The sequence below is a fragment of the Micromonospora sp. BS32 genome, from assembly GCF_059089345.1.
On record NZ_JBSSHR010000021.1, the window covers coordinates 1 to 25,649 of the forward strand.

Here is a 25,649-nt window from a genome sequence, read left to right on the forward strand (position 1 = left end):
GTCACGGGCCACCCGCACAACATCATCGCGGAACTCACGAGGGTAGGGCTTGGGCACAGCAACATCCTTCCAGCCCGCCACCAGGGCAAGCCATCTCAGATGTCACCTACCGGTGCAGCAGACCCGATCAACCGCCGGGTCTGCTCGGTGAGTTCGGTTATCTGCTTACCGGCGGCGCGGCTTGCGGCTGTGGTGAGGGCGGCCGCCGAGCGGCACGGCAGCTACGGGTACGGCAACCCGGTGATGCTGGTGCACGCCGTCACCGCACCGAACGCGGTCATGCGCGTCCTGCCGGTTCTTCCCGAGGCGATGTGGCCGGCAAGTCTCGCCGCGGCCTGGGCGGCAACGGCTGCGGTCACTGCCGCATACGCACCGGCCGAACCGCGCCTGCTACCGCAGCCTCGCCCCGACCTCACCATCGCGGAGCTGGCCGACCGGGCGGTGGCGATCGGCGATCCGCACGCGATCAAATACGCCGACGTACTCGCCGCCGCGCCCGACCCGGCGTTGCTCTCGGCGGCAGTACGCAGCGTTGATGAGCTGGCCGATTGACCGTGTCACCCCGAGTCTTGCGTGAGGTCTCGTAGCCGAATCTTCATGGTGATGACGTCCACGGCGGCCCGGTACATGTAATCACGTTCGTCGTACCGGGAGCTGCGGTCCGGCTGGGCCTGGTGGTCCTGGCTGCGGGTGGAGACCCGGGCGTACCTGACACGGATCCGGTCGTGCGGGCGCGCCGCGCCGTGGCGGTGTGGGCGGTCGTCATGCCGATGACCGTCCCGGGACCTGGTCGACGACACGCGGAGTCGGTACGGGTTTCGGGACCCAGTTGAGCGTCCCGGAAACGACCGTTTGGGGGACGACGGCGACGATCAGCGGGAGCTGTGGGGCGGCTGAGTCGGGTTCGTGGTTGACGAGGCGGCGGCGCGGGACCTCGGCCCGTCCTCGGGCGGGGTCGGTCGGCAGTCGAGGTAGGCGTCCAGTGCGGCAGCGCCGGTGAGCATGGCGCGGCTCCTGGCCGACAGGCGCGCACGCCAGTCGCGGAGCATGGACTCGAGCGGCGCGATGCCTCCGGCGGAGCGGACCTGGGCAATCAGCGGGGCGACCTGTTCGAGCAGGTAGCCGCCCCGTCTGAGCTGGTGGGTCAGCAGTGCGTCGCGCACGTCGGCCGCGCTGTAGACCCGATAGCCCGTCCGCGGGTCTCGGCGCGGCTGGACCAGGCCGGCGCGTTCCCACTTGCGCAGCGTGGCCGGGCGAATCCCGAGCCTTCTCGCCAGTGGACCGACGAACATGCTGCCTCGTTCCGGCGGAGCGGGTTCGAGGTCACGAACAGCGACTTCGACGGCCTGGAGGGTCCGACGGTCGTCAAGAAGCTGGGCGTGACTCTCGTCGATGAGCTGGAGCGCATCCCCGATCGCGTCCCGGTTGATCGCCTGCATGATCGACGTGGCCGTCTGGTGGCCGTGTCCGAGCGCGAGGGTGAGGAACGCACGCAATGCCTGCGCGTGCAGCGGCGTGTAGGTGCGGTAGCCATGCGGGGTGCGTTCAGCCGCCGGAAGGATGCCGGCCGCCTCGTAGTTCCTGATCGCCTGTGTGGACAGACCGTGCGCTCGCGCCAGGTCAACCGGCCTGAGTTGTCCGCCGCTTTGAAGGTTTCGCATCGCCGCTCTGCTCATATCGACGAGAAGTTTCCACCGTCGGTTCAACGATACCGTTGAGGGCATGACTGCTGGTATCACAGACGCCGCCCATGCCGTCGACGCTGCCTCCGTCATGGGGTTGCTCCCGGCCCGGCCGCGGCTGCTTGCCCTGGGTGAGCCGACCCATGGCGAGGACGCTCTGCTCGAGCTGCGGAACGAGATCTTCCGGCAACTCGCCGAGCAGGAGGGCTACCGGACGATCGCCATGGAGAGCGACTGCATGATGGGCCTGGTCGTGGACGACTACGTCACGTCCGGCACGGGCACCCTCGACGAGGTCATGGAGCGTGGCTTCAGCCACGAGTGGGGCGCCTTCGCGGCCAACCGCGAGCTGGTGCGCTGGATGCGCGCGTACAACGACGACCGGCCCGTGTCAGAGCGGCTGCGCTTCGCCGGTTTCGACGGCCCGCTGGAGATCACCGGCGCCGCGAGCCCTCGGCAGGCCCTCACCGCACTGCACGCCTACCTCACCGCCTGGGCCGACGCCGACCTGCTCCCCTGCGCCGCCGATACGCTCGACCGCCTGCTCGGCGCCGACGACCGCTGGACGAACCCTGCCGCGATGATGGACCCGTCGGAGTCCGTGGGGCAGACACCCGAGGCCAAGCAGCTGCGGCTGCTCACCGACGACCTGGTGACGCTGCTCGACGCGCAGACGCCACAGCTGATCGCGGCGTCCTCACCGGACGACTGGGACCGGGCACGCCTGTACGGGCGCACCGCCACCGGGCTGCTGCGATACCACTTCTGGATGGCCGACACGTCACCCAGCCGCATGGCGCGGTTGCTGGCCCTGCGGGACTCGATGATGGCCGCCAACCTGCTCGCCCTCGCCGAACGGAGTCCGACGCTGGTGAACGCCCACAACGGCCACCTCCAGCGGGACAAGAGCACGATGCGCATGGGCGACCTGCCGCTGCAGTGGTGGAGCGCCGGCGCGATCGTCAGCGCCCACCTGGGCGACGGGTACGCCTTCCTGCCCACAGCCCTCGGCACGATCCGCCACCATGGCGTGGACACCCCACCTCCGGACACCATCGAAGGTCTGCTGTACGCGCTCCCGAAGGACCGGTACGTCGTCGACGCCCGCCGGCTGGCCACCGTCCTCGGCGACGTGACACCCGTTCCCCGCGTCTCCCCCTGGTACGGCTACTCCCCACTGGACCCGGCCCAGGTGGCCAGCAACGACGGGATCGTGTTCGTCAAGGATGCCCGGCGGAGCTAGCCCTCCAGCGTTCAGCAACAACTGACCAGTACTGGTCCAGGTGGCGGTCGGCGTCGTCGGCTACTCGTCGAGGGCGTCCGGGCTGGCCAAGGCGCTGGACTACCTGCGGAGGTTCAGGGCCGTCAGACCCGGCGGTCTGACGGCCCTGTTCGTCCGGTTCACGGTCAGGCCTTGTTGAAGGTCTTCTTGGCCCAGAGGTAGGAGACGGCGCCGATGCCGACGCACCAGGCGGTGGCGATGGCGGCGCTGTTGCCGATCGGGGTCCCGAGGAGGAGACCGCGAACGGTTTCCATGATCGGGGTGAAGGGCTGGTATTCGGCGAACCAGCGAAGGACGGTGGGCATGGAGTCGGTGGGGACGAAGCCGCTGCCGAGGAAGGGCAGCAGGATCAGGGGCATCGGGGCGTTGCTGGCGGCCTCGGGGGTCGGGGAATTCAGGCCGAGGGCGACCGACAGCCAGGTGATAGCCACGACGAACAGGGTGAGCATTCCGGTGGCGGCCAGCCATTCACCGGCGGTGGCGTTCGGGCGGAAGCCGATCGCCAGGGCGATGCCGATGAGGACGGCCATGCCGAGGAGCTGCTGGATGACGCTGCCGACGACGTGGCCGGTGAGGACCGAGGCCCGGGAGATCCGCATGGTGCGGAAGCGGGCGATGATGCCTTCGGTCATGTCGGTGGCGACCATGACGGCGGTTCCGGTCGCGGCCGTGGCGGCCGCCATGAGCAGGATGCCGGGGACGACATAGTTGGCGTAGGTGTCGCGGCCGCCGCCGAGTCCATCGCCGAGGGTGCCGCCGAAGACGTAGACGAACAGGAACAGGATGATCACGGGCGTGGCGATCAGCTGCACGGTCATGGACGGGTAGCGCAGCAGGCGCTTGAGCTGGCGCCGGACCATGGTGGAGGAGTCGCGCATGGCCAGGGTGAGGGTGCTCATCGGGTGGCCTCCTTCTGCCGGCCGGTGAGGGTGAGGAAGACGTCGTCGAGGTCGGGGGTGTGGACGCTCATGGCGTCGATGTCGATCGAGCGTTCGTCCAGGAGGGCGAGCAGCTCGCGAATCGCGCGGACGCCTCCGTCGCTCTGCACCTGCAGTGTGAGCGCCTCGGGATCGGCGATCCCTGCGCCGAGGAGGTGGCGAGCGGCGTCGAGCAGGTGCGTGTCGGTGAAGGTGAGCTCGATGTGGCCGCCGGGGATGCGCCGCTTGAGCTCCTCGGCGGTGCCTTCGGCGATCAGCCGTCCGTGGTCGAGCAGGGCGATGCGGTCGGCGAGCTCGTCGGCCTCCTCCAGGTACTGGGTGGTGAGGAAGATGGTGACGCCGCTCGCGACGAGTTCGCGCACGATCTGCCACATGGAGCGGCGGCTACGCGGGTCGAGGCCGGTGGTGGGCTCGTCCAGGAAGATCAGGCGGGGGTCACCGACCAGGCTCATCGCCAGGTCGAGCCGGCGTTGCATGCCGCCGGAGTAGTTGCCGGCGGGTTTGCGCGCAGCGTCGACCAGGTCGAAGCGGTCGAGCAGTTCGGCGGCCCTGCGCTTACCGTCCCTGCGGGACAGGTGCCTGAGGTCGGCCATGAGGAGCAGGTTCTCCTCGCCGGTGAGCAGCTTGTCGACGGCCGAGTACTGGCCGGTGACGCCGATCGCGCCCCGCACGTCGTCCGGCCTGCGGGCCAGGTCATGGCCGGCGACCTGGACGGTGCCGCCGTCAGCCGGGGTCAGGGTGGACAGGATCTGGACGGTGGTGGTCTTGCCGGCGCCGTTCGGGCCGAGCAGGGCGAAGACTGTTCCTTCGGGGACGGCCAGGTCGACGCCGTCGAGCACGACCTTGTCGCCATAGGACTTGCACAGCCCGTTCGCCGCGATGGCCAGGTTCGTCATGTTGGTGCTCCTCAGAGGCTGCGGGCGACGATGTCGCCGTAGGCGGTGGTCGCGTGGATGTCGAGCTGGGCGGCGGCGCCTTCGGTGTTCTTGAGCGCGTTGTGGATCCGGCCGTAGGAGGTGCCGGCGTCCAGGCAGGCCGAGACTCCGGCGGCGGCGCCGACCGACACCTCGCCGGCCTCGGTACGCAGCACGACCCTGCCGCGCACGGCCTCGGCGATGCGGATGTCGCCCTTTCCGGTGCTGATCTCCCCGGGGCCGTTGAGGCGGCCGACCGAGACGTCACCGGCGACGGCGGTGAGGCGGACGCTCGCGGCCTCGTCGAGCTTGATCGAGCCGTACGCGCCTTCGAAGGTGACGTCGCCGAACCGTCCGACGGCCCGGAATTCGGCGCTGGCCGCCTTCGCCTCTACCCGGGAACCGGCGGGCAGCTGGACCGTCACCTCGATGGATCCGGAGGGGCCGAGGAGCTGGTTCTTCCCCGAGGCCCCAATCCGCAGGACTCCGTCGCCGTACTCGACCTTGGTCTGCTCCGCCATCTTCACGTCGCGGCCCTTCGAGGCGTCCGCGGGCAGGACCTCGACCGTGGTGTCGGCCCGGTCGGCGGCGATGAACCGGACGCGACCCGCGGGAATGTCGAGGACGGCGGAGATCGGGGCCGGGGTGTCGAACTTCTGCATCGTGCTCTCCTCCTGCGCTTTGTGTTTCTGACACCGGAAACGCTACGTTGCGTTCATTGATCCGCACAACAACGTTGTTGCGCACGGTCAGCAATGCTGCAGTTCAGGGCGCCTTTTTCGTTGCAACGTTATTAGTTTCAACGCAACGGCGGCTGGCATGTTCGTTGCATTGGATTGGAGTGAACGCTATGCTGCGGGCGTCATGAAAGCGTGAAGGGAGATCGCGATGCCGGGGGGCAGACTCACCCAGCAGGAACGCCAGCAGATCGCGCTGGGGCTGGCCGACGACCTCGCCTACGCGGAGATCGCCAGACGCATCGATCGTCCGACCTCGACGATCACGCGTGAGGTGATGCGCAACGGCGGCCCCACCGCCTACCGCGCCGACCTGGCCCACCGCGCCACCGAACGCCGCGCCCACCGGCGCAGGCCCGCCTCCTCCCGAGGGGCGGAGTCCGTCCCCCAGCCGCACGGACGCGACGCCGAGGCCGTGGCCGAGTACGAGGAGACGTTCACCACCGTCCTCATGGCCTCGGGCCTGACCAAGATGACGGCCCGGGTGCTGACCTGCCTGGTCACCACCGACGCGGGCAGCCTCACCGCGTCCCAACTCGCCCAGCGCCTCCAGGTCAGCCCGGCGTCCATCTCCAAAGCGATCGCCTTCCTGGAGAGCCAGAGCCTCGTCCGCCGAGAACGCGACGAACACCGCCGCGACCGCTACGTCGTCGACGACGAACTCTTCTATCAGGCGACGATCGCCAGCGCCCGAGCCAACGACCAGGTCGTCGAAACCGCCCGCCAAGGCGTCGCCATCCTGGGCCCCGACACCCCCGCCGCCACCCGCCTGGAGAACATCGCCCGCTTCCTCGACTTCATCAGCGAAAGCATCACCCGCGCCGCCGAACAGGCCCGCGAAGTCCTCCACGCGAAAGCCGAAGCGACCTCAGGCGGCACTGCCAACCCACGTTCCTGAGGCTTACCCCGGGGGGCGGCGTCGGTAGCCGCACAGGGAGCAAGGGGCGGCTTGCGAGGGCTACGGCCGGATGGTGCCTCAGGAGGGAAGGAACAGGCGGTCGAGGTGGTAGGTGAGGATGCGCAGTGCGGCGTCGGCGTCGCGCTGTCCGCCGAGGACGCTGGAGCCGAGGCCGTTGGTGAGGGCGAGCAGGCCTGCGGCGGTGAGTTCAGGGTCCAGATCGGTGTGCGCGGTGCCGGCCTGCTGGGCGGCGCTGAGCTGGTTGGTGAGAAAGCGTTCGAGCAGGTCGGGGTGGGGTGCTCCATGCCTGGTCAGTTCGGGCTCGGCGAGGACCAGGCTGTAGAAGGCCGCATAGGTGCGGGTCAGTCGGGTGCTCTCCGCGTCGGTCGGCAGGATCGCGGTCAGGGTCGCGGATACGACCTCGCGCGGGGCGGGTGGCGAGCCGAGCTCCTTGATGCGGCGAGCGACCCGGTCGCCGAGCTCTTCGGCCAGGTAGCCGAGAGCCGCCAGGAGCAGCTCGTCCTTGGTGCGGAAGTAGTACTGCACCAGCCGCACGGACACCTCGGCGGTCGCGGCGACCTCACGCATGCTCGCGTGCTGCAGACCGCGCTGCTCGGCGATGCGCAGCAGAGCGCCGGCGATGTGGCGTCGCCGCTGGTCATGGTCGACGCGTTTGGGCATTGGGCACCATCCATATGCTCGGAATCCCTTTCATGATACGGTCGTATCATGAAAGCGCCGGATCAGATCAGCGACTTCACCGGCGACCGCGCCCGGACACGATTCCACACCGCCTACCAGGAGGCGCTGGCGCGGCTGTGGCCCGTGCAGCCGGAGACGGTGGTCGCGCCGACTCGCTTCGGTGACGTCATCGCGTACCGCTTCGGCGCCACGCAGGGCACGCCGGTCGTGCTGCTGCCCGGCGCCGGCGGCAACGCCCTGAGCTGGACCCGGTACGTGGCGCGTCTGGCCACTTGCCATCCGGTCATCGCCTTGGACCTGGTCGGCGAGCCCGGCGCGGCCCGGCAGACCGCGCCAATCACCAGTGACCGCGACGCTGTCGACTGCCTGGCCGAGGCGCTCGCCGTCCTCGGCGCGCAGCGGGCGCACGTCGTCGGCATGTCCTATGGCGGCTGGTTGGCGTTGCGCCACGAGCTGCAGTTCCGCGGCCGTAGTGCCAGCCTGACCCTGATCGACCCGGCGGGATTCGGTGTCGTCAGCGGCCGGTTCCTGCTCTGGGTGATCGCCGGCGGCCTGGCCAGCCTCTCGCCCGGGCCGGTACGCCGCCGCCTGGCGGGCCTGCTGGCCAACGCCACCCTGCGCGACGAGGAACTCATGGGCCTACTGCGGGCATCCCTGTCGTTCCGGCGGCGGCTACCAGCCGCCACCCCGCTCACCGACGACGAGCTGGCCTCGATCGGCACCCCCACCCTGGTCCTGCTCGGCGCCCGCAGTCAGATGTACGACGCGAGAGCCGTCTCCGAACGTATTCGCACCCTCATGCCGGCGTCCCGCACCGAGATCGTCCCGCACGCCGGACACGACCTGCCCCTGCACTCCCCGGACCTGGTCGCCGCCCGCATCGAAGAGTTCCTGGCTACCCGGACCGGGTGGCACCGCTGACGCCGTACGGTTTGTCGGCCCGCGGAAGCGACCCGTTCCCTCGGGACGCTTGGCGTGATGTGACCTCGCCGTAGGTTCCAGCAGACGTTGGTTTTTGCTGGAACCTACGGCGAGGCTGCTGCCGGCGTCCTGCCCGCCGACCCCCGCACCGGGCCTGACCGTCATCGCCGGTAGGGATGACGGTGCCGTCAGCGCGGGCGCCGCCACGGCAGCCGCCAACGACGGCGCCGGGCCGTCCGGGTCACGGCGGGCGTCATCTCGGTCGGGGCCGCCGCAGCCCGGGCCGCCGCCGACCGCTGCTCCCGGTCCGCGCGCCAGCGCCGTACCGTCTCCTCGACGTTGACCGGCCGGACCGCGACCCGCGGCCCGGTGGGGTTACGCAGCCAGGCGACGATCTCGGCGTTCAACACCCCGACGTACGCCCGGACAGACTCCTCGGTGGGCAGGTCCCGGACCTCGTCGGGGACCTGCTCGATCCGGCGGCGCAGCTGCAACGGGGTGGGCAGCAGCAGGTCGGAGGGGAGCTTCTCGCGCTCCAGGAAGCTCTTGATCCACCAGGACTCGTCGTAGGGGGCGTCCCGGCCGGGGATCGGCTTGCCCATGCCCGGCAGGTTGTCGAACTCGCCGCGCTGCTGGGCGGTGCGGATCTGCGCCTCGACCGCCGCTTCCCACGCGTTGCTCACCGTCGTCCACCTCCCCGAACCACCGTAACCGGGCTACCGCCGAGGTTCAGCGTGCCCGCGGCGGCAGGCATTCCCGGCCGACGGGCGGACCCGCACACCGGGGCGTACATTCCCCGCAGGGTCGACGCCGGTCGACCCGGACCGGTCGAGGAGGACGGCGTGCGGGACTGGCTGATCGGGCTCGGCATGGCGGTGGCCTGCCTGCTGGCCAGCTGGGCGCTGCTGGTGCTGCTGGCCCGGCGGCTCCCGCCGGGGATCCTGCGCGACCTGGCCGCGTTCATCCCCGACTGCCTGACCACGGTACGGCGGCTGCGCGCCGATCCCCGGGTCCCCCGCAAGGCGAAGATCGCGATCGTGGTGGCCGGGATCTGGCTGGCCAGCCCGATCGACCTGATCCCGGAGTTCCTGCCGGTCATCGGTCCGCTCGACGACATCGTGGTGGTCGCCCTGGCGTTGCGCTACGCGGGCCGGCAGGTGCCCCGCGAGGTGCTGCTCGCCGCCTGGCCCGGTGAACCGCGGCTGCTGCTGCGGCTGCTCGGCCCGGCCGGGGCGGCCGCCCCGCCGGCGTGAGCCCGGTCGAGACCCTGCTGGTCGCCTCCGCGGCGGCCTTCGGCCTGGCACTGCTGTCCGCGGTGACCGGTTTCGGCGGCGGCGTGCTGCTGCTGCCGGTCTTCACCGCGCTGTTCGGGCTGCGGGTCGCCGTGCCGGTGCTCACCCTGGCGCAGCTGTCCAGCAACGGCGCCCGGGTGTGGCTCAACCGCCGCGAGCTGTGCCGGCCGCTGGTGGGCCGGTTCGCCCTCGGCGCGGTGCCGTTCGCCCTGGCCGGGGCGCTGCTGCTGGCACACGCCCCGATGGCCGCACTGAAACGGCTGCTCGGGGGGTTCCTGCTGGCCGTGGTGGCCTGGCGGCGGTGGCGACCGGACCCGGCCCGACCCGGCGACCGGACCTTCGTCGCGGTCGGCGCGGCGTCCGGGCTGGGCTCGGCGCTGCTGGGCTCCGTCGGGCCGCTGACCGCGCCGTTCTTCCTCGCGTACGGGCTGACCCGGGCCGCGTACGTGGGCACCGAGGCGGCCGGCGCGCTGACCCTGCACCTGGCCAAGACCGCCGGCTACGGCGCCGGCGGCCTGCTGGACCGTCAGGTGCTGCTGCTCGGCGCGGCGTTGACCCCGGCCACCCTGCTCGGCGCGGCGGCCGGGCGGCGGATCGTGGCGCGGATCAGCGACCGGCTCTTCGTGCTCCTGGTCGAGGTGGGCCTGGTCGCCGCCGGCGTGCTGTTTCTGGCCGGCGGGTGAGGATCAGTTGCGCCACCGGACGTGCCGGTGCCCGTCGCGCGGGAACGGCGGCCGGGCGGGCAGCACCTCCACGAACCCGTACCCGGACTTCTCCGCCACCCGGCAGGAGGCAGGGTTGTCGATCTGGTGCAGCAGCTCCAGCCGGGTCAGCCCGGCGGCGGCGAACCGGGTGAACGCCCAGCCGCTCACGGCGTCGACGGCGCGCGGGGCCACTCCCCGACCGCGAGCCGCCGCAGCCGTCCAGTAGCCCACCTCGGCGTCCGGCCGGCCCGGCGTGACGTCCTTGAGCACGACGCAGGCGACGAGGCGGTGCCCACCGTTGGCCCGGTCCGTCTCGCACACGGCGAAGCCGAAGCGGCGCCCCGCCGCCCAGCCCTGCCGGTGGCGGGCCACCCAGCGGCGCGCCTCGGCCGCGGTGCCCACCGGCTGCCGGGTCCGGGCGCGCAGTTCCGGATCCCGGTAGACCTCCAGCAGCGCGTTGACGTCGTCGTCGCGCCACGGACGCAGGACGAGTTCGGCGGCGGACGTGGTGGGCGGCACCCGCAGGACGACGGACATCTGAGCAGTGTCACCGCTGAACGCCCCGGCGGAAAGACCCCGATCTGTCGGCCCCCGCTGGTACACCTGGCGTCGATGAGCACAGCGGAGCAGTTCACGATGACCCCGCGCGGCCCGTTCTCGCTGGCCGCGAGCATCCGCTTCCTGGAGGGCTTCGCCCCGGCCGGCCACGCCGGCGCGGATCAGCCGGTGCTGCGGGTGGCCTTCCCCGTGGAGGGCGGGTGGACCCCGGTCGGCGTCGAGGTCCTGCAGGGCGCCGACGGTGTGGTGCACGCCCGGGTCTTCCCGGCCGGCGCCGCGCCCGAGCGGGAGGCGGTGCGCGCCCAGCTGCGGCGGATCCTGTCGCTGGACGTCGACGGCACCGGGTTCGCGCGAATCGGCGCCGACGACCCGGTGGTGGGCGGGTTGCAGCGGCGCTATCCGGGCCTGCGTCCGGTGACCTTCTGGTCGCCGTACGAGGCGGCCTGCTGGGCGGTGATCAGCCATCGGATCCGGATCACCCAGGCCGCCACGGTCAAGGCCCGGCTCACCGAGCGACTCGGCACGGCGACCCCGCTGCCCGACGGCCCGGTCACCGCGTTCCCCGCCCCGGCCGTGCTGCGCGACGCCGCAGGCGAGCTGACCGGCCTCGGGCTGGCCGGCCGCAAGCCGGAATGGCTGCGCGGCATCGCCGAGGCGGCGCTGGACGGCAGCCTGGACGCGGCCCGGCTGCGGGCCCTCGAGCCGGCCGACGCCCTGCGGGAGTTGACCGCGCTGCCCGGCGTCGGGCCGTTCTCCGCCGAGCTGATCCTGCTGCGCGGCGCCGGCGCGCCCGACGTGGCGCCGCGCAGCGAACGTCGGCTGCGGCAGGCCGTGCGGGACGCCTACCGTCTGCCCGCCGACGCCGACGACGAGACCCTGGCCCGGATCAGCGACCGGTGGCGGCCGTACCGGACGTGGGTGAGCCTGCTGCTGCGCACCTGGAGGGAGGACGAGACCGGCGAGATCGCCGGCGGGCGTAGGGTCTGAGCGGGTACGAGAGGCGGGGGCGGCGATGGTGACGGTCGGCGCGGTGGTGGGGATCGCCCTGGTGGCGTTGGGTCTGGTGCTGACACCCGGGCCGAACATGGTCTACCTGGTGTCCCGGTCGGTCACCCAGGGCCGGCGCGCGGGGCTGGTGTCGCTACTCGGCGTGGCCGTCGGCTTCCTGGTCTACCTGGCCGCGGCGGTGGCCGGGATCGCCACCGTGTTCGTGCTGGTGCCGCCGCTCTACCGGGCGGTGAAGCTGGCCGGCGCGGCGTACCTGCTCTGGCTGGCCTGGCGCACGGTGCGCCCGGGCGGGCACTCGGCGTTCACCCCGGCGCCGCTGCCACCGGACCGGCCGCGCCGGCTGTTCACCATGGGCCTGGTGACCAACCTGCTCAACCCGAAGATCGCCATCCTGTATGTCTCCCTGCTGCCGCAGTTCATCGATCCGGCGCGCGGGCACGTGGCGGTGCAGAGCCTGCTGCTCGGGCTCACCCAGATCGGGATCGCCCTGACGGTGAACGCCCTGATCGTGCTGACCGCCGGCGCGGTGTCGGCCTTCCTGACCCGCCGGCCCGCCTGGGCGCGGGCGCAGCGGTACGTGATGGGCAGCGTCCTGGCCGGCCTGGCGGTGCGGATCGCCGCCGACCGGTCCCGGGCCGCCGTCGCCGCGGGCTGACCGCGGCGGCGTCCTCGACGTGTCGTTCAGAGCGCGTCGGGCTGGCCGAGCGCGGGGTGTCGCTCGCCGGGGCGGGCGTGCCAGGCGGGCGCGTCGCCCTGGAGTGTCGTGTCGATCAGCAGCCGCACCCAGTCATTGAGGGCGGGCAGGGCGAGCGGGTCGAACCAGCCCACCTCGGTGGACTCGTCGTCGTCGGCCCGCGGTTGGCCGCCCACCGGCCGGCAGTGGAACCAGACGTTGAGGTATTCGCAGACGTCGCCGTTGGGGTAGACCACCGGGTGGGTGGCCACGCCGCCGACCCCGTCGACGGCCACCCGCACGCCGGTCTCCTCGTACACCTCGCGCAGCACCGCGTCGGCGGGCTGCTCGCCGGGGTCGATGATGCCGGCGGGCAGTGACCAGTGGCCGTTGTCGCTGCGCCGGGCGAGCCGGACCCGGCCGGCGTCGTCGCGCACGACCGCGGTGACCCCCGGCAGCAGGAGCAGGTCGTGTCCGATGTGGGCACGCAGCCGGGCGACGTACGGGGGGACGGCCATCGGGCCAACCTAGCCGGCGGCGTCGCGGTGCCGGCGGACCATCCCGGCCGCCAGCGGCGCGGCGTCGAGATCCCCGGCGGCGATCCGACCGGCGACGGTCCGGCGCACGAGCCGGTCGGCCAGCGCCGGCGCGTGCCGGGCCAGCGCCATCTCCAGGCGTCCCCGCCGGGTGGTGGCCACGTCGCGGGGCGCCCGCCGGGCGGTGGCGGCGCGCAGGATCGCCGCGACCACCCCGTCGACGGATTCCAGCCGGGACACCCCGCGCAGCGACAAACCGGCCTCGGCGGTGCTGTCGTGGATCGGCGAGGCGACCATGCTGGGGTAGACGACGCTGACGCCGACGTGGGTGCCGACCTCGTGGCGCAGTGCGTCGGCGTACGCGACCAGGGCCCGCTTGCTGACCCCGTACGCGGCGGCCAGGGGCAGCGGCAGCACCGCCATCCGGCTGGACACGAAGATGACCCGGCCGCGGGCGGCCTCCAGGGCGGGCAGGGCGGCGGCGGTGGTCCGCCAGGCGGCGAGCAGGTTCACCTCGATCTGCTGGCGCACCACCTCGTCGGGGGCCAGCTCCGCCGGGGCGGGGCCGCCGACGCCGGCGTTGTTCACCAGCAGGTCCAGCCCGCCGAGCCGGTCGACGGCCGCGCGGACGGCGGGGGGCACGGCGGCGGGGTCGGTGAGGTCGCAGCCGATGACCGGCGCGCCGGCGGCGGTGCCGGTGAACCGGTCGAGTCCGACCACGTTGGCGCCGGCGGCCTGCAGCGCGGCGCAGAGCTGCCGGCCGAAGGTGCCGTGGGCGCCGGTGACGATCACCCGACGCTCGTGCAGGCCGGTCATGCGCTCTCCTTCGTCGCTGCGGGGGCGGGGGCCGCCGGGTGGGCAGCGGGGAAGGCGACACCCCGACCGCGGGCCGCCCGGCGGGTGCCGGCGGTCAGCTCCCGGGCCAGTTGGGCGAGGTAGGCGTCGAAGTCGACGCGCACGGCGGGGCGGCGGGCGCCCCAGCGGGCGGTCGCCGCGCGCAGCTCCGCCCGGATGTCGGCGTGCTGCTGCTGCCGGTCGGGCAGCGCGTACCTGCCGGCGAGGTGGGCGGCGACCAGCCGGGCCTGCGCCTCTACCAGGGGGAACGCCGCGCCGGTGGACTGCATCAGCCCGACGAACGCCAGTCCCGGCGTGTCCGGGTGGAAGACGTGCCGGTACAGCGGCAGGGTGTCGGCGCCGTCGCCGAGCAGCGCCGGGTCGAGGAACGGGATCTCCACCCGGTAGCCGGTGCACCAGATGACCAGGTCGACCTCGTCGGTCCGGCCGTCGGTGAAGGTGACCGTGTCGCCGTCGAAGCCGGCGATGCCGGGGCGCGCCTGGATCTCGCCGTGGGCCAGCCGGGACAGCAGGCCGTCGGAGAGGGTCGGATGGTCCTGGAGGAACCCGTGGGCGGGCGCGGGCAGGCCGTAGCGGGTCGGACTGCCGACGGTCGCGGCGAGCATGGTCTGGCTGATCCGTTGCCGCAGCCGCCACGGCAGCCGCCGGGCCAGGGCCCCGTTGAGGGTGTCCGACGGGCGGCCGAGCAGGTACTTGGGCACCACCCACACGCCGCGGCGCAGCGAGAGCAGGGTCCGGGCGGCGGCGTACGAGGCGTCGACGGCGATGTCCATGGCGGAGTTCCCGCCGCCGACGACCAGCACCCGCCGGCCGGCGAGCTGTTCGGGGCCACGATATGCGTGGCTGTGCAGGTGCGTGGCGGTGCTGGCGCCCGCGACGTCGCCGATGGTGTTCGGCACCCGGTTGTGGCCGTTGGCGACCACCACGGCGTCGACGGTGACCTGGACGGGGCCGTCGGGGCCGTCGGCGTGCACGGTCCACCGGTCGCCGGTCTCGGGGACCACCCGGTCGACGGTGTGCCGCAGCCGGACCGCCTCGTGCAGGCCGAACCGGTCGGCGTAGTCGGCGAGCCAGCCGGCGACCCGGGTGTGGTCGGGGAAGTCGGGCCAGTGCGCCGGCATCGGGTGGTCGGCGAACTGGGTGCGCCCCCGGCTGGTGTTCAGGTGCAGGGTGCGGTACGCGGGCGAGCCGGGCGCGCCGTACACCCAGAGGCCACCGACCCGGTCGCCGGAGTCGAAGCAGAGCGCGGGCACGCCGGCGTCGGCGAGGGCCTTGAGGGTCGCCAGACCGGCCGCGCCCGCGCCGATCACCGCCACCCGGGGCTGCACGCCCATGGTCGGCTCCTTCCCCTTAATCCAACGACCGTCGGATAATGGCCGGGCCGACGCGGCGCGTCAAGTGCCGGCCGGGCCGTACAGCCCGTCGAGGAACCGGTGCACGAAGCCGCGGAACTCGCGGCGCTCCCGGGCCGGCGAGCCGTCGGCCGCGGCCAGCGCCACCACGTGCCCGTGCACCGCCCAGACCAGGCTGCGCACGGTGACCTGGGGCGCCGGCTCGACCAGCGCCCCGGCCGTCGCGGCGGCGCTGAGCAGCTCGGCGACCAGCTGGTACAGCGGGGCGGCGTACCGCTGGTCGAGGTCGGCGTGCCGGTGCGGCTCCAGCCAGCGCCGCAGCCACAGCGCGGTGGTCTCCGGCCGGTCCTCGAGGAAGTCGACGAAGACGTCGACGAGGTCGTGCAGCGCCCGCCGGGCCGCGGCCGGCCCGGCAGCCAGGGCGTCGCGGGCCCGGGCGGCGGCGCCCTCGACGACCTCCCGCTCGGCGGCGAAGACCCGGGCGAAGCAGGCGTCGTAGAGCTGCGCCTTCGTACCCGTGTGGTGCGAGACCGTGGCCACGTCGACGCCGGCGGCGGCCGCGACCTGGCGCAGCCCGACGGCGTCGAAGCCCCGTTGGGCGAAGAGCGTGGTGGCCGCCGCGAGCACCGCCTCGCGGGTGTCGCGGGTCTCGTCGCGGCGGGGTCGGCCCGGTCTGCGGCGGGGCATGGTCATGGCCGCCATTCTGCCCCTACAATCCAGCGACCGTTGGATTGGCCGGGAGGATGCGGCGATGACCGGGCTCGACCAGCAGCCGATCACGAGCACCGCGCTGCCCCGCACGCCGCTGGTCGGCTTCGCCGCCGGCTCCGTCGGCATGGGCGTGTGGGTGACCGTGCCGGGCCTGCTGCTGCTGTACTTCCTCACCGACACCCTCGGGGTGGCCCCCTGGCTGGCCGGGCTGACCCTGCTGGTGCCGAAGGTCGCCGATGTCCTGCTGCACCCCTGGATCGGGCACCGCTGCGACGTCGAGCAGGCCCGTCGGGGTGACCGGCGGCGGTTGCTGCTGCTCGGCTGCGCCCTGCCCGTCGCCTTCGCCGCGCTCTTCGCCGTTCCCGGCGCGCTGACCGGCGCCGCGGCGGCGGGCTGGGTGGCGGTCGCGTTCGTCGCCGGCAACCTGCTCTTCGCCAGCTACCAGGTCCCCTACCTGGCCACCCCCGCGGACCTGCGGATCGGCTACCACGAGCGGACCCGGCTGATGGCGTTCCGGATGGTGGTGCTGACCCTCGGCATCCTCGCCTCCGGCCTGCTGGCGCCCCTGCTGGCCGGCGGCGACGACGCCACCCGGGACGGCTACCGGCGGATGGGCGCGCTGCTCGCGGTCGGCATGCTGGCGGCCATGCTGGTCGGCGTCGCCGGGATCGCCCGGCTGCGTCGGGCCGCCGCCGCGGCCCCCGCCGGGCACGCCGGGGGCTGGCGGGCGCTGGCCGCCGCGCTGCGTGACCGGCAGTTCCGCGCCCTGGTCGGCGCGTACCTGGCCATGTCCACCACCACCCACCTGGTCCTGGCCGGGGTTCCCTACTACGCCGAGTACGAGCTGGGCCGGCCGGGACTGACCACGGTGCTGGTGGCCGCGTTCGTCGCCCCGGCGCTGCTGGTCACCCCCGGCTGGCTGGTGCTGGCCCGCCGGGTCGGCAAGCAGCGGGCGCTGCTGGGTGCGCAGGGCGCCTTCGCCGCCGGCGCGCTGGTGCTCGCGGTGGGCCGGCCGGCGGGCCTGCCGGTGCTGGTCGCCGCGGTGGCGGTGCTCGGGGTGGCCTTCGCGGGCATGCAGCTGCTGCCGTTCGCGATGGTGCCGGACGTGATCCGCGCCGGCACCGGCGCCGCCGGCACCTACACCGGGGTGTGGACGGCCACCGAGGCGGTCGGCGCGGCGCTGGGCCCCTGGGCGTACGCGCTCTGCCTGGCCGCCGGCGGCTTCGTCGCCTCCACCGCCGGGCAGGCGGTCACCCAGCCGGCCCCGGCGCTGGCCGCGATCCGCTGGGGTTTCGGGTTGCTGCCCGCCGCGGCGATGCTGGTGGCGCTGCTGCTGCAACGCCGCTACACCCTCGACCGCACCGCCCGCGCCACCCACTGACCATCGGCGGCGGCAGTACACTTCCGCCTCGATGGACCTCCAGCCCGCCCCCACCGAGACCCGTCCCTGCGCGCACTGTGGACGGGAGGTGCCGCAGCGCGCCGGCGCGGGCCGGCCGTTCCGCTACTGCCGGGACAACGACGGCGCCTGCCAGCGGGCGTCGCGCAACTCCCGGATGCGGCACCGCAACGCCCCCGGCCTGCCCGGTCAGGTGGCCCGCACCTGGGAGGCGGTGGACCGCCTCGACCAGATCGTGGAGTCGCTGACCGAGGCGCTGCACGCCGAGCTCTCCCCGGTCGGGGTGGAACGGCAGCTCGCCCAGCTGCGGGCCGAGGCCGCCGCGCAGGTGGCGCAGGCGCACACCGAGCGGGACGAGGCCCGCCGCGACGCCGACGCGGCCGCCGCCGAGGCCACCCGGGCCCGGCAGGAGGCCCGCGCCGCCGCCGCCGACCGGGACGCCGCCCGCGCGCTGGCCGGGCGGGCCGAGGCGAGCGCCGCCGAGGCGGCGGAGCGCGCCGAACGGGCGGAGACCGCCCGGGACGCGGCCCGCCGCGACGCCAGCGCCGCCGAGGCGCTGCGGGTCCAGGCCGAACGCGACCGCGACGCCGCCCGCCACGAGCTGCGCACGCTGCGCACCGAACGCGACGCCGAGCGGCGGCGGGTCGCCGACCTCACCGCGGAACGCGACGGCGCCCGCGCCGACGCCGAGCGGGCCACCGCCGCCGCCGGGGAGGCGCTGCGCCAGGCGGAGCGTTCGGCGGCGGAGGTGACCCGGGCGCGGGCCGACGCCGACGCGGCGCGCGACGAGGCCCGCCAGTTCCGGACCGACGCGGACGCGGCGCGGGAGCAGGCCCGGCGCAGCGGCGCGCAGGCCGACGCGACCGCCCGTGACCGCGACGCCGCGCGGGCGGCGGCCGAGGCGGCCCGGCAGGAGACGGCGGCGGTGGCGGCGCGGGCCCGTGAGGAACTGGCCGCCGCGGCCGTCCAGCGGGACGCCGTCGGCGCCGAACTGGCCGCGGCGCGGCAGGCGGGCGCCGACGCGCAGGCCCGGCTGGCCGGGCTGGAGGCCCGCCTGCACGCCGCCGAGGGTGACCGGGACGCCGCCCAGCGGCGGGCGGCGCAGCTCGCCGACCAGGTCAGCGACCTGGCCGCCGCGCTGGCCCGACTCGGCTCGGCCGGTCGACCCGGCTGAGCGCCGGCGACCGCGGGGTCAGGCCGGCGGGGCGGCCTCGACCTGCACCCGGGTGTCGTGGAAGGTCGGTCCGCCACCGAGGTCGGTGTCCCGGACGCCGGTGACCGCGTTGACGGTGCTGCCGCCCGGGCTCAGCCGCGCCCAGTACGCCTTGTAGGTGAACGCCAACCCGGGCCGGGTGGCGTCGTCGACCGCCACCTCGGCCAGGAACGATCCCCGGTCGTTGTGCACCCGCGCCGGGTCGCCGTCGGTCAGGCCCCGCACGGCGGCGTCGTCGGGGTGCAGGTGGATCCGGGGCGGCCCGGTGCGGTCGCGGTGCCAGGGCAGCGAGGCGAAGGTCGAGTTCATCAGGAACCGGCCGGCCGGGGAGATCAGGGCGAGGGGGAAGCGCCGCGCCAGCTCGGGGTCGGCGACCTCGGCCGGCGGGGTGTAGCCGACCAGCGGGTCGACGCCCTGCGCGGTCAACGCCGGGTCGTACAGCCGGGCCCGGCCGTCGCGGGTGGGGAAACCGCCCTTCGCGTACGGGGCGGAGCCGACGTCCACGCCGGTGGCCCGGGCGTACGTGCGCTCCACCAGGTCCTCGTAGCGCAGCCCGGAGCCGTCGAGCAGTTGCCGGGCCAGTTCCTCGTCGCTGTCGCGCAGCCGGGGGTGGTCCAGCCCGAGCGCGGCGGCGAGCCGGCGGAAGATCTCGGTGTTCGGCAGCGCCTGCCCGGGCGGGGCCACCGCGGGCAGGTTGAGGGTGGCGTAGTGGTGCCCGTACGAGGTCTGCAGGTCGAGGTGTTCGGGTTGCATGGTGGCCGGCAGCACCACGTCGGCCCAGTCGCAGGTGTCGGTCCAGCGCTGTTCCAGCACGACGGTGAACAGGTCGGCCCGGCGCAACCCGGCGCGGACCCGGTTCTGGTCGGGGGCGGTGGCGGCCGGGTTGGCGTTGAACACCACCAGCGACGTCACCGGCGGGTCGGCCTCGCCGGTCAGCGCCGCGCCGAGCCGGCTCATGTTGATCGACCGGGCCGCCGGCGCGGGCATGCCCGCCGGGGTGGTCACCCGGCCGGGGTCGATGCGGTGGTGCCCGGAGGTGGTGCACAGCGCCCCGCCGCCCGGGTGGCGGAAGTCTCCGGTGACCAGCGGCAGCGCGCAGATGGCCCGGATCGCCTGGCCGGCGCCGGCGTGGCGTTGCAGGCCCAGTCCGACCCGGATCGCGGTGGGCCGGGTGGTGGCGATCCGCTCGCCGAGCCGGCGCACGACGGCGACGTCCAGGCCGCACTCGGCGGCGGCCCGCTCGACGGGCCACTCGTCGAGGCGGGCCTCCAGGCGGTCCCAGCCGACGGTGTGCGCGGCCAGCCACTCCCGGTCGGCGGCGCCGAGGTCGCGGACGTGGCGCATCAGCCCGAGGGCGAGGGCCGCGTCGGTGCCGGGCAGCGGCGCGACGTGCTCGTCGCTGCGGGCGGCGGTGTCGGTACGCAGCGGGTCGATGGTGACCAGGTACGCGCCGCGCCGCCGCGCCTCCTGCACGAACGGCCAGTGGTGCAGGTTCGTGGAGAGCAGGTTCGCCCCCCAGAGCACGACCAGCCCGGCGTCCACGATCGACTCCGGTTCGAAGCCGACCGAGGCGCCGTAGAGCGAGCCGAGGGCGGCGCGGGCGGCGGCGGTGCAGATGGTGGTGCGCAGCCGGGACGCCCCGAGGTGGGCGAATAGCCGCGGGCCCATCGTCCAGCCCTGCACGAAGCCCATGGTGCCGGCGAAGTAGTACGGCAGGACCGACTGTGGTCCGTGCCGGTCGATGCCGGCGCGCAGCCCCGCGGCGACCCGCCCGAGCGCCTCGTCCCAGCTCGCCGGCCGGAACGCCACCGGCCCGGCGCCCTTGGGGCCGACCCGGACCAGGGGCTCGGTGAGCCGGTCGGGGCCGTTGACCGCGTCGAGGTAGCGGTTGACCTTGCCGCAGAGCGCGCCGCGGGTGAACGGGTGGTTCTTGTCGCCGCGCAGCGCGACGGCCCGGCCGTCGGTGACGGTGAGCTGCCACACGCAGGTGTCCGGGCAGTCCAGCGGGCAGGCGCCCCGGTGCACGGTGGTGGTCATGGCGCGGATGCTATCCGGGGCCCGCCCGGGCGGGCCGCCCCGCGTCAGTGGATGCCGGCCATCAGCCGGGAGATGTGCCGGCTGAACATGACCGCGCCCAGGCCCAACGCCACCGACGCCAACCCGAAGGTGAGGAAGTACGTCGGTTCGGGCCACTTCTCGGCCAGCCGGGCGACCTGGCCACCGATGGCGTCGCCGACGGCGGTGGCCAGGAACCACAGGCCGACCATCTGACTGGCGTACTTCACCGGGGCGAGTTTGGTGGTGGCGGAGAGCCCGACCGGGCTCAGGGACAGCTCACCGGCGACCTGGATGGCGTAGACGGCGACCAGCCACCACGGGGAGACCAGGTCGCCGCCGACGGCGGCCTGCGCGGCGGCGGCCATCAGCACGAAGGACAGGCCGTTGAGCACCAGGCCGACGGCGAACTTAGCCGGCGTGGAGACGCGGTGGCCCAGGCGCAGCCAGAGCCAGGCGAACAGCGGCGCGCCGATGATGATCAGGATCGGGTTGACCGACTGGAGCCAGGAGGCGGGGAAGGTGAAGCCGAGGGTGTTCCGGTCGGTGCGGTCCTCGGCGAAGATGTTGAGCACCGAGCCGGCCTGGTCGTAGATCAGCCAGAACGCGGCGGCGAAGACGAACAGCCACAGGTACGCCTTCATCCGGCTGCGTTCGGCGGGGCTGATCTCCCGGTCGGTGATGATGCGGGTGAAGTACCCGACGGCGATCAGCACGGTGGCGACGGTGAGCAGGTTGACCACGGTGTCGACGCTGAACAGCCCGGCCACGGCGAGCGCGGCGAGGACCAGCAGCAGCACCAGCACGCCGACGCCGATGCGGGTCAGCGCGCGGCGGCGGTCCGCGCCGAGCAGCGGGTCGGCGGGGCGGGCGCCGGCCTCACCGAGGTTGCGCCGGCCCAGCACGTACTGGAGCACGCCGAAGGTCATGCCGACCGCCGCGGCGCCGAACCCCAGATGCCAGTTGATCTTCTCGCCGAGGAAGCCGCAGACCAGCGGGGCGAGGAATGCGCCGAGGTTGATGCCCATGTAGAAGATCGAGAACCCGGCGTCGCGGCGTGGGGAGTCCCGGTCGTACAGGTCGCCGACCATGGTCGAGATGTTGGGTTTGAGCAGGCCGGTGCCGAACACGATCAGCGTCATGCCGGCAAAGACGCTCCACCCGGTGGGGATCGCCATCACGTAGTGTCCGGCGGCGATGACCACGCCGCCGGCCAGCACGCTGCGCCGGGCGCCGATCAGCCGGTCGGCGACCCAACCGCCGGGTAGCGCCATCAGGTACACCATGGCGTTGTAGGTGCCGTAGACGGCGTTGGCGGTGGACTCCCCCATGCCGAGGCCCTCGTCGGCGACCGACGCGGTCAGGTACAGCACCAGGATGGCGCGCATGCCGTAGAAGCTGAACCGCTCCCACATCTCGGTGAGGAAGAGCGTGGACAGGGCGCGCGGGTGACCGAAGAAGGTCCGGCCCGCCGGGGGGCGGTCGTGGACCGGCGCGTCACTGGTCATCGTCACCTCCGGCACCTCTGGGGCGGCTAACATCCCCGGTGAGCGCCGAAACACTCCACCGATTCGACCCGGCCGGGGACGACCCCGCCGGGTTCGCGTGATGGCCGGCTACCCTTGCAGGGGCCGTGCGGCCGGATCACCCACCTGGGCGGGAATGCCCCGGCGGCGACGGACCGTTACACCGAGAGACCAGCACCACGAGCGAGGGGAAGTCGATCATGGGCGATCGTATGCTGCGCGGAAGCCGACTGGGCGCGGTCAGCTACGAATCCGACCGCAACACGGAGCTCGCGCCGCGTCAGACCCGCGAGTACCTCTGCGCCAAGGGTCACCAGTTCGAGGTCCCGTTCGCCGTCGACGCCGAGGTCCCCTCGACCTGGGAGTGCAAGTTCGACGGCAGTGTCGCCCGGCTGGTCGACGGCACCGAGCCGGAGCAGAAGAAGGCCAAGCCGCCGCGTACCCACTGGGACATGCTGCTGGAGCGTCGCTCCATCGCCGAGCTGGAGGACATCCTGGCCGAGCGGCTGCAGGAGGTCCGTACCCGCCGCGGTCGCGCCTGAGCGCCCCACCTGAACGAATCGGCGCCCCCGGGATGATTCCCGGGGGCGCCGTCGTGTCCGCGGCTCACGGCCGCGGTTCGACGATCTCCCCCTCGATGGCCCGCCCGCCGTCGACCACCGTCGGCCGGACGACATCGGCGTCGACGGTCGGCTCGCCGGTCGGCGCGCCGCGGCGCACCCGCACGACCCGCGGACCGAACAGGTCACCGGCGACCATCGACGACACCCGGCGCTCCGCGGCACGTTGCACCCCGCCGCGGGCCAGCCGACGCACCGGCGGCACCAGCAGCAACAACCCGACCACACCGCTGACCAGGCCCGGGGTGGCCAGCAAGAGCGCGCCCACCAGGCCCACCAGCCCGTCGGTGACCTGCTGACCCGGCGGTTGCCGCGACTCCACCGACTCCCGGAACCCGCGCCACGCCCGCATTCCCTCCCGGCGCAGCAGCACCAGGCCGAGCAGCGACGCCGCGAACACCAGCAGCACCGCCGACGGATAGCCGATCGCCCGGCCCACGCCCACGAACGCGGCCAGTTCCAGCAGCACCACCACCAGCAGGGCCGGCGGCACGAACCTCAGGTATCGGCGCATCTCACCTCATCGCCTCACGCGGGCGCCTCGCCCGGAAACCGGACCCGGGAAGGAACGGACATCCCGCCCCTCCAGCATGACACGCCGCCGCTCACGGCCACCGGTCGTGGCCGCCGCGCTGGCGGTGGGGACGCCGATCGCGCAACCCCCACGTGGTGATCCGCCACAGCGCCTCGGCGACGATCAGCGGGCTCATCTTGCTGGCCCCCCGCTCCCGCTCGGCGAACGTGATCGGCACCTCCACGATCCGCGCCCCGGACCGGTGCGCCAGCCGGGACAGCTCCACCTGGAACGAATACCCCTGCGAGCGGACCGCGTCCAGCTCCATCGCCCGCAACGCGGCCGCCCGGTACACCCGGTAACCGCCGGTGGCATCGGAGACCGGCATGCCCAGGGCCAGCCGCGCGTACAGGTTCCCGCCGCGCGACAGCAGCAGCCGCCGCAGCGGCCAGTTCACCACCTTCGCCCCGCTGGTCCACCGCGACCCGATGACCACGTCGGCGTCACGGGCGGCGTCCAGCAGCGCCGGCAGGTCCTCCGGGGCGTGCGAGCCGTCGGCGTCCATCTCCACCACGGCGTCGTAGTCGCGGGCCGCCGCCCACCCGAACCCGGCCAGGTACGCCGCGCCGAGCCCCTCCTTGCCGGGGCGGTGCAGCACGTGCACGTGCCGGTCGGTGGCGGCCATCGCCTCGGCCAGCGCACCGGTGCCGTCGGGGCTGTTGTCGTCGACGACGAGGATGTCCACGGCCGGTGCGGCCACCCGGACACGGGCCACGACGTCGGTGACGTTGTCGGCCTCGTTGTAGGTGGGGATCACCACCAGCACCCGACCCACGCCGGGGTGGCCCCCGTCGACTGCGTCGCTGCCCACCGCATCCTCCGCATCTGCCGGCGCGGTGTCCGGCCTACCGGCCGGGTGTGGCCTCCCGGCGGCGTGCGCGGCGCAGCACCGCCGCGCCGGCCAGCGCCGCGACGGCCAGTCCGGCCAGCGCGACCTCCGGCCACACGCCGGCCCGGCTGGCCGGGGTACGCCCGTCGGTGAGCGTCACCTGCCGCAGCACCACCGCGCGGGTGTTGAACCCGGTCGCGCCGCTTACCCGCCCGTCCGGGGTCACGAACCCGGACACCCCGACCGTGGAGGCCATCAACGCGTCGCGACCGTGCTCGACGGCGCGCAACCGGACCATGGCCAGCTGCTGGCGGGCCTCGGCGACGTCGAAGGTCGCGTTGTTGGTCTGCACCACCAGCAGCTGCGCGCCGCCGTCGACGGTGTCGCGGACCAGGCCGTCGTAGGCGACCTCGAAGCAGATCACGTCGCCGAGCACCGCCGGGCCGGCGTCGACCACGCCGGGGGTGGCGCCGGGGACGAAGTCGGCGCGGATCCGGTCGACCTGGGAGCTGACCGCCCGGGCGATGGTGCGCAGCGGCACGTACTCGGCGAACGGCACCGGGTGACGTTTGGTGTAGAGCTGCCGCATGTCGGGGCCGGTGCCGGGGCGCCAGAGGATGCCGGCGTTGCGGACCTGGCCTCGGTCGGGGCCGAGCAGCACCGCGCCGACCAGGATGGGCGCGCCGATGGCGTCGGCGGCGGCGGAGATCCGCTCCCCGGCGCCGGGGTTGCGCAGCGGGTCGATGTCGGAGGAGTTCTCCGGCCACACCACCAGGTCGGGGCGGGACTTCGTGCCGGCGCTCACCTCGGCGGCCAGGGCGATGGTGGCGTCGACGTGGTTGTTGAGCACGGCCTGCCGCTGGGCATTGAAGTCCAGCCCCAGGCGGGGCACGTTGCCCTGCACCACGGCCACGGTGACCGTCCGCCCGGCGCCGCCACCGGTGGGGGCGAGCAGCCCGACGCCGGTCACCGCCAGCGCCGCGGCGGCGAGCCCGGCCACCGGCGCCCACGACCGCGGGTCGCGGGCCGGCCGGCGCCGCCACGCGGCGGTCAGCAGCAGCCCGCCGGTGAGCGCGGCGGCGAGGGTGACCAGCGGGGCGCCGCCGAGCCAGGCCAGTCCGAGCAGCGGGGAGCCGTCCTGGCTGAACGCCAGGCGTCCCCACGGGAACCCGCCGAACGGGGTCCGGCCACGCAGCGCCTCCTGCCCGACCCAGAGCAGCCCGGTGACCGCCGGCCAGCTCCACCGCCACCGGTCGACCAGCGGGGACACGAAGGCGGTGGCGGCGCCGAGCAGCGCCAGGTAGCCGGCCTGCAGCAGGGACAGCAGCGCCCACGGCAGGTAGCCGGTGTGCAGGTTCGTCCACTCCAGCAGCGGCGCGAACAGCGCCACCCCGGTCAGGAAGCCCAGGCCGGCGCCGGCGCGCAACCGGCGCCGGTGCGCGGCCGCGCCCAGCGCCGCCACCCCGACCGGCGCGAGCGGCCACACCCCGTACGGGGGGAAGGCCAGCAGCAGCGCCACGCCGGCCGCGACGGCCAGCGGCACGGCCACCCGCAGCGGCAGCGGCCGCCCGGCGCCCGCCCGGCGGGCCACCGCAGGGGTGCGCGTCTCATTCCGGTCGAGCGTCGTCACCGGCACCTCACCACGATCACGGGCCGAAGGCTACCCGGCC

The 25,649-nt window shown here is 73.9% G+C and carries 26 protein-coding genes and 1 pseudogene; 11 read left to right on the forward strand and 16 right to left on the reverse strand.

Annotated features, from left to right (window positions below):
* A pseudogene (locus AC5RWQ_RS24885) lies at nt 1–552 on the forward strand (hypothetical protein); the annotation flags it as partial.
* 320 nt (nt 553–872) lie between these two features.
* Here the strand turns inward: AC5RWQ_RS24885 and AC5RWQ_RS24890 are convergent.
* Nucleotides 873–1,661 (reverse strand): TioE family transcriptional regulator, encoded by a 789-nt coding sequence (locus tag AC5RWQ_RS24890; RefSeq protein ID WP_494285070.1) that lies wholly within the window; start codon nt 1,659–1,661, stop codon nt 873–875.
* A 61-nt stretch (nt 1,662–1,722) separates the two neighbouring features.
* On the opposite strand from AC5RWQ_RS24890, the gene AC5RWQ_RS24895 reads away from it, so the two are divergent.
* A complete protein-coding gene (locus tag AC5RWQ_RS24895; RefSeq protein ID WP_494285071.1) occupies nt 1,723–2,925 on the forward strand; it encodes an erythromycin esterase family protein in 1,203 nt (400 codons plus the stop codon).
* 164 nt (nt 2,926–3,089) lie between these two features.
* Here AC5RWQ_RS24895 and AC5RWQ_RS24900 read toward each other — a convergent pair whose 3' ends face one another.
* From AC5RWQ_RS24900 to AC5RWQ_RS24910, 3 genes are read right to left on the reverse strand one after another with little or no spacing between them, the layout of a single operon-like run.
* The gene (locus tag AC5RWQ_RS24900) at nt 3,090–3,863 is read right to left on the reverse strand and encodes an ABC transporter permease (protein ID WP_494285072.1); all 774 of its coding nucleotides are present in this window, start codon (nt 3,861–3,863) and stop codon (nt 3,090–3,092) included.
* Nucleotides 3,860–4,798, reverse strand: coding sequence for an ATP-binding cassette domain-containing protein (locus AC5RWQ_RS24905; RefSeq protein WP_494285073.1), 939 nt, complete (start codon nt 4,796–4,798; stop codon nt 3,860–3,862). Before AC5RWQ_RS24905 ends, AC5RWQ_RS24900 begins: the two co-directional genes overlap by 4 nt.
* A gap of 11 nt (nt 4,799–4,809) precedes the next feature.
* Nucleotides 4,810–5,478 (reverse strand): DUF4097 family beta strand repeat-containing protein, encoded by a 669-nt coding sequence (locus tag AC5RWQ_RS24910; RefSeq protein ID WP_494285074.1) that lies wholly within the window; start codon nt 5,476–5,478, stop codon nt 4,810–4,812.
* Nucleotides 5,479–5,704: 226 nt separating this feature from the next.
* Between AC5RWQ_RS24910 and AC5RWQ_RS24915 the strand changes: the two genes are divergently transcribed.
* Nucleotides 5,705–6,451 (forward strand): helix-turn-helix domain-containing protein, encoded by a 747-nt coding sequence (locus AC5RWQ_RS24915; protein WP_494285075.1) that lies wholly within the window; start codon nt 5,705–5,707, stop codon nt 6,449–6,451.
* A 78-nt stretch (nt 6,452–6,529) separates the two neighbouring features.
* Here AC5RWQ_RS24915 and AC5RWQ_RS24920 read toward each other — a convergent pair whose 3' ends face one another.
* Nucleotides 6,530–7,132 carry a TetR/AcrR family transcriptional regulator gene (locus AC5RWQ_RS24920; RefSeq protein WP_494285076.1) on the reverse strand — a complete coding sequence of 201 codons (603 nt, stop codon included), beginning with the start codon at nt 7,130–7,132 and terminating at the stop codon, nt 6,530–6,532.
* A gap of 48 nt (nt 7,133–7,180) precedes the next feature.
* Between AC5RWQ_RS24920 and AC5RWQ_RS24925 the strand changes: the two genes are divergently transcribed.
* Entirely contained in the window at nt 7,181–8,074 is an 894-nt protein-coding gene (locus tag AC5RWQ_RS24925) for an alpha/beta fold hydrolase (RefSeq protein WP_494285077.1), read from the forward strand.
* 188 nt (nt 8,075–8,262) lie between these two features.
* Here the strand turns inward: AC5RWQ_RS24925 and AC5RWQ_RS24930 are convergent, their stop codons facing one another.
* Nucleotides 8,263–8,757 (reverse strand): DnaJ family domain-containing protein, encoded by a 495-nt coding sequence (locus AC5RWQ_RS24930; RefSeq protein ID WP_494285078.1) that lies wholly within the window; start codon nt 8,755–8,757, stop codon nt 8,263–8,265.
* Nucleotides 8,758–8,916: 159 nt separating this feature from the next.
* On the opposite strand from AC5RWQ_RS24930, the gene AC5RWQ_RS24935 reads away from it, so the two are divergent.
* Nucleotides 8,917–9,327, forward strand: a complete 411-nt coding sequence (locus AC5RWQ_RS24935; protein WP_494285079.1) for a YkvA family protein — start codon at nt 8,917–8,919, stop codon at nt 9,325–9,327.
* Nucleotides 9,324–10,049 carry a sulfite exporter TauE/SafE family protein gene (locus AC5RWQ_RS24940; RefSeq protein ID WP_494285080.1) on the forward strand — a complete coding sequence of 242 codons (726 nt, stop codon included), beginning with the start codon at nt 9,324–9,326 and terminating at the stop codon, nt 10,047–10,049. Before AC5RWQ_RS24935 ends, AC5RWQ_RS24940 begins: the two co-directional genes overlap by 4 nt.
* A gap of 3 nt (nt 10,050–10,052) precedes the next feature.
* Here AC5RWQ_RS24940 and AC5RWQ_RS24945 read toward each other — a convergent pair whose 3' ends face one another.
* Entirely contained in the window at nt 10,053–10,607 is a 555-nt protein-coding gene (locus tag AC5RWQ_RS24945; RefSeq protein ID WP_494285081.1) for a GNAT family N-acetyltransferase, read from the reverse strand.
* A 75-nt stretch (nt 10,608–10,682) separates the two neighbouring features.
* Here AC5RWQ_RS24945 and AC5RWQ_RS24950 point away from each other — a divergent pair, with 75 nt between their 5' ends.
* On the forward strand, nt 10,683–11,615 hold the full coding sequence (locus AC5RWQ_RS24950) for a DNA-3-methyladenine glycosylase family protein (RefSeq protein ID WP_494285082.1): 933 nt from the start codon (nt 10,683–10,685) through the stop codon (nt 11,613–11,615).
* 25 nt (nt 11,616–11,640) lie between these two features.
* Nucleotides 11,641–12,291, forward strand: coding sequence for a LysE family translocator (locus AC5RWQ_RS24955; RefSeq protein ID WP_494285083.1), 651 nt, complete (start codon nt 11,641–11,643; stop codon nt 12,289–12,291).
* Between the two features lie 26 nt (nt 12,292–12,317).
* On the opposite strand, the gene AC5RWQ_RS24960 is transcribed toward AC5RWQ_RS24955, so the two are convergent.
* Genes AC5RWQ_RS24960 through AC5RWQ_RS24975 form a run of 4 tightly spaced genes read right to left on the reverse strand, consistent with a single transcriptional unit; the run spans nt 12,318 to nt 15,739 of the window.
* The gene (locus AC5RWQ_RS24960; RefSeq protein ID WP_494285084.1) at nt 12,318–12,827 is read right to left on the reverse strand and encodes an NUDIX hydrolase; all 510 of its coding nucleotides are present in this window, start codon (nt 12,825–12,827) and stop codon (nt 12,318–12,320) included.
* 9 nt (nt 12,828–12,836) lie between these two features.
* Nucleotides 12,837–13,661, reverse strand: a complete 825-nt coding sequence (locus AC5RWQ_RS24965; protein ID WP_494285085.1) for an SDR family NAD(P)-dependent oxidoreductase — start codon at nt 13,659–13,661, stop codon at nt 12,837–12,839.
* Nucleotides 13,658–15,034 carry a flavin-containing monooxygenase gene (locus AC5RWQ_RS24970; RefSeq protein WP_494285086.1) on the reverse strand — a complete coding sequence of 459 codons (1,377 nt, stop codon included), beginning with the start codon at nt 15,032–15,034 and terminating at the stop codon, nt 13,658–13,660. Before AC5RWQ_RS24970 ends, AC5RWQ_RS24965 begins: the two co-directional genes overlap by 4 nt.
* 60 nt (nt 15,035–15,094) lie before the next feature.
* On the reverse strand, nt 15,095–15,739 hold the full coding sequence (locus AC5RWQ_RS24975) for a TetR/AcrR family transcriptional regulator (RefSeq protein WP_494285151.1): 645 nt from the start codon (nt 15,737–15,739) through the stop codon (nt 15,095–15,097).
* A gap of 64 nt (nt 15,740–15,803) precedes the next feature.
* Here AC5RWQ_RS24975 and AC5RWQ_RS24980 point away from each other — a divergent pair, with 64 nt between their 5' ends.
* Nucleotides 15,804–17,144: an MFS transporter gene (locus tag AC5RWQ_RS24980; protein WP_494285087.1), complete on the forward strand. Its 1,341-nt coding sequence runs from the start codon at nt 15,804–15,806 to the stop codon at nt 17,142–17,144.
* Nucleotides 17,145–17,175: 31 nt separating this feature from the next.
* Entirely contained in the window at nt 17,176–18,336 is a 1,161-nt protein-coding gene (locus AC5RWQ_RS24985) for a hypothetical protein (RefSeq protein ID WP_494285088.1), read from the forward strand.
* Between the two features lie 18 nt (nt 18,337–18,354).
* Here AC5RWQ_RS24985 and AC5RWQ_RS24990 read toward each other — a convergent pair whose 3' ends face one another.
* Both AC5RWQ_RS24990 and AC5RWQ_RS24995 read right to left on the reverse strand, forming a co-directional pair.
* Nucleotides 18,355–20,412, reverse strand: a complete 2,058-nt coding sequence (locus AC5RWQ_RS24990; protein WP_494285089.1) for a molybdopterin-containing oxidoreductase family protein — start codon at nt 20,410–20,412, stop codon at nt 18,355–18,357.
* Between the two features lie 44 nt (nt 20,413–20,456).
* On the reverse strand, nt 20,457–21,938 hold the full coding sequence (locus tag AC5RWQ_RS24995) for a peptide MFS transporter (protein ID WP_494285152.1): 1,482 nt from the start codon (nt 21,936–21,938) through the stop codon (nt 20,457–20,459).
* 218 nt (nt 21,939–22,156) lie between these two features.
* On the opposite strand from AC5RWQ_RS24995, the gene AC5RWQ_RS25000 reads away from it, so the two are divergent.
* A complete protein-coding gene (locus tag AC5RWQ_RS25000) occupies nt 22,157–22,498 on the forward strand; it encodes an RNA polymerase-binding protein RbpA (protein ID WP_334494118.1) in 342 nt (113 codons plus the stop codon).
* A 64-nt stretch (nt 22,499–22,562) separates the two neighbouring features.
* On the opposite strand, the gene AC5RWQ_RS25005 is transcribed toward AC5RWQ_RS25000, so the two are convergent.
* From AC5RWQ_RS25005 to lnt, 3 genes are all read right to left on the reverse strand, one after another.
* Nucleotides 22,563–23,090 (reverse strand): FxsA family protein, encoded by a 528-nt coding sequence (locus AC5RWQ_RS25005; RefSeq protein WP_494285090.1) that lies wholly within the window; start codon nt 23,088–23,090, stop codon nt 22,563–22,565.
* A gap of 91 nt (nt 23,091–23,181) precedes the next feature.
* On the reverse strand, nt 23,182–23,961 hold the full coding sequence (locus AC5RWQ_RS25010) for a polyprenol monophosphomannose synthase (protein WP_494285091.1): 780 nt from the start codon (nt 23,959–23,961) through the stop codon (nt 23,182–23,184).
* A 34-nt stretch (nt 23,962–23,995) separates the two neighbouring features.
* Nucleotides 23,996–25,609 carry an apolipoprotein N-acyltransferase gene (gene lnt / locus AC5RWQ_RS25015; RefSeq protein ID WP_494285153.1) on the reverse strand — a complete coding sequence of 538 codons (1,614 nt, stop codon included), beginning with the start codon at nt 25,607–25,609 and terminating at the stop codon, nt 23,996–23,998.
* Between the last annotated feature and the right edge of the window lie 40 nt (nt 25,610–25,649).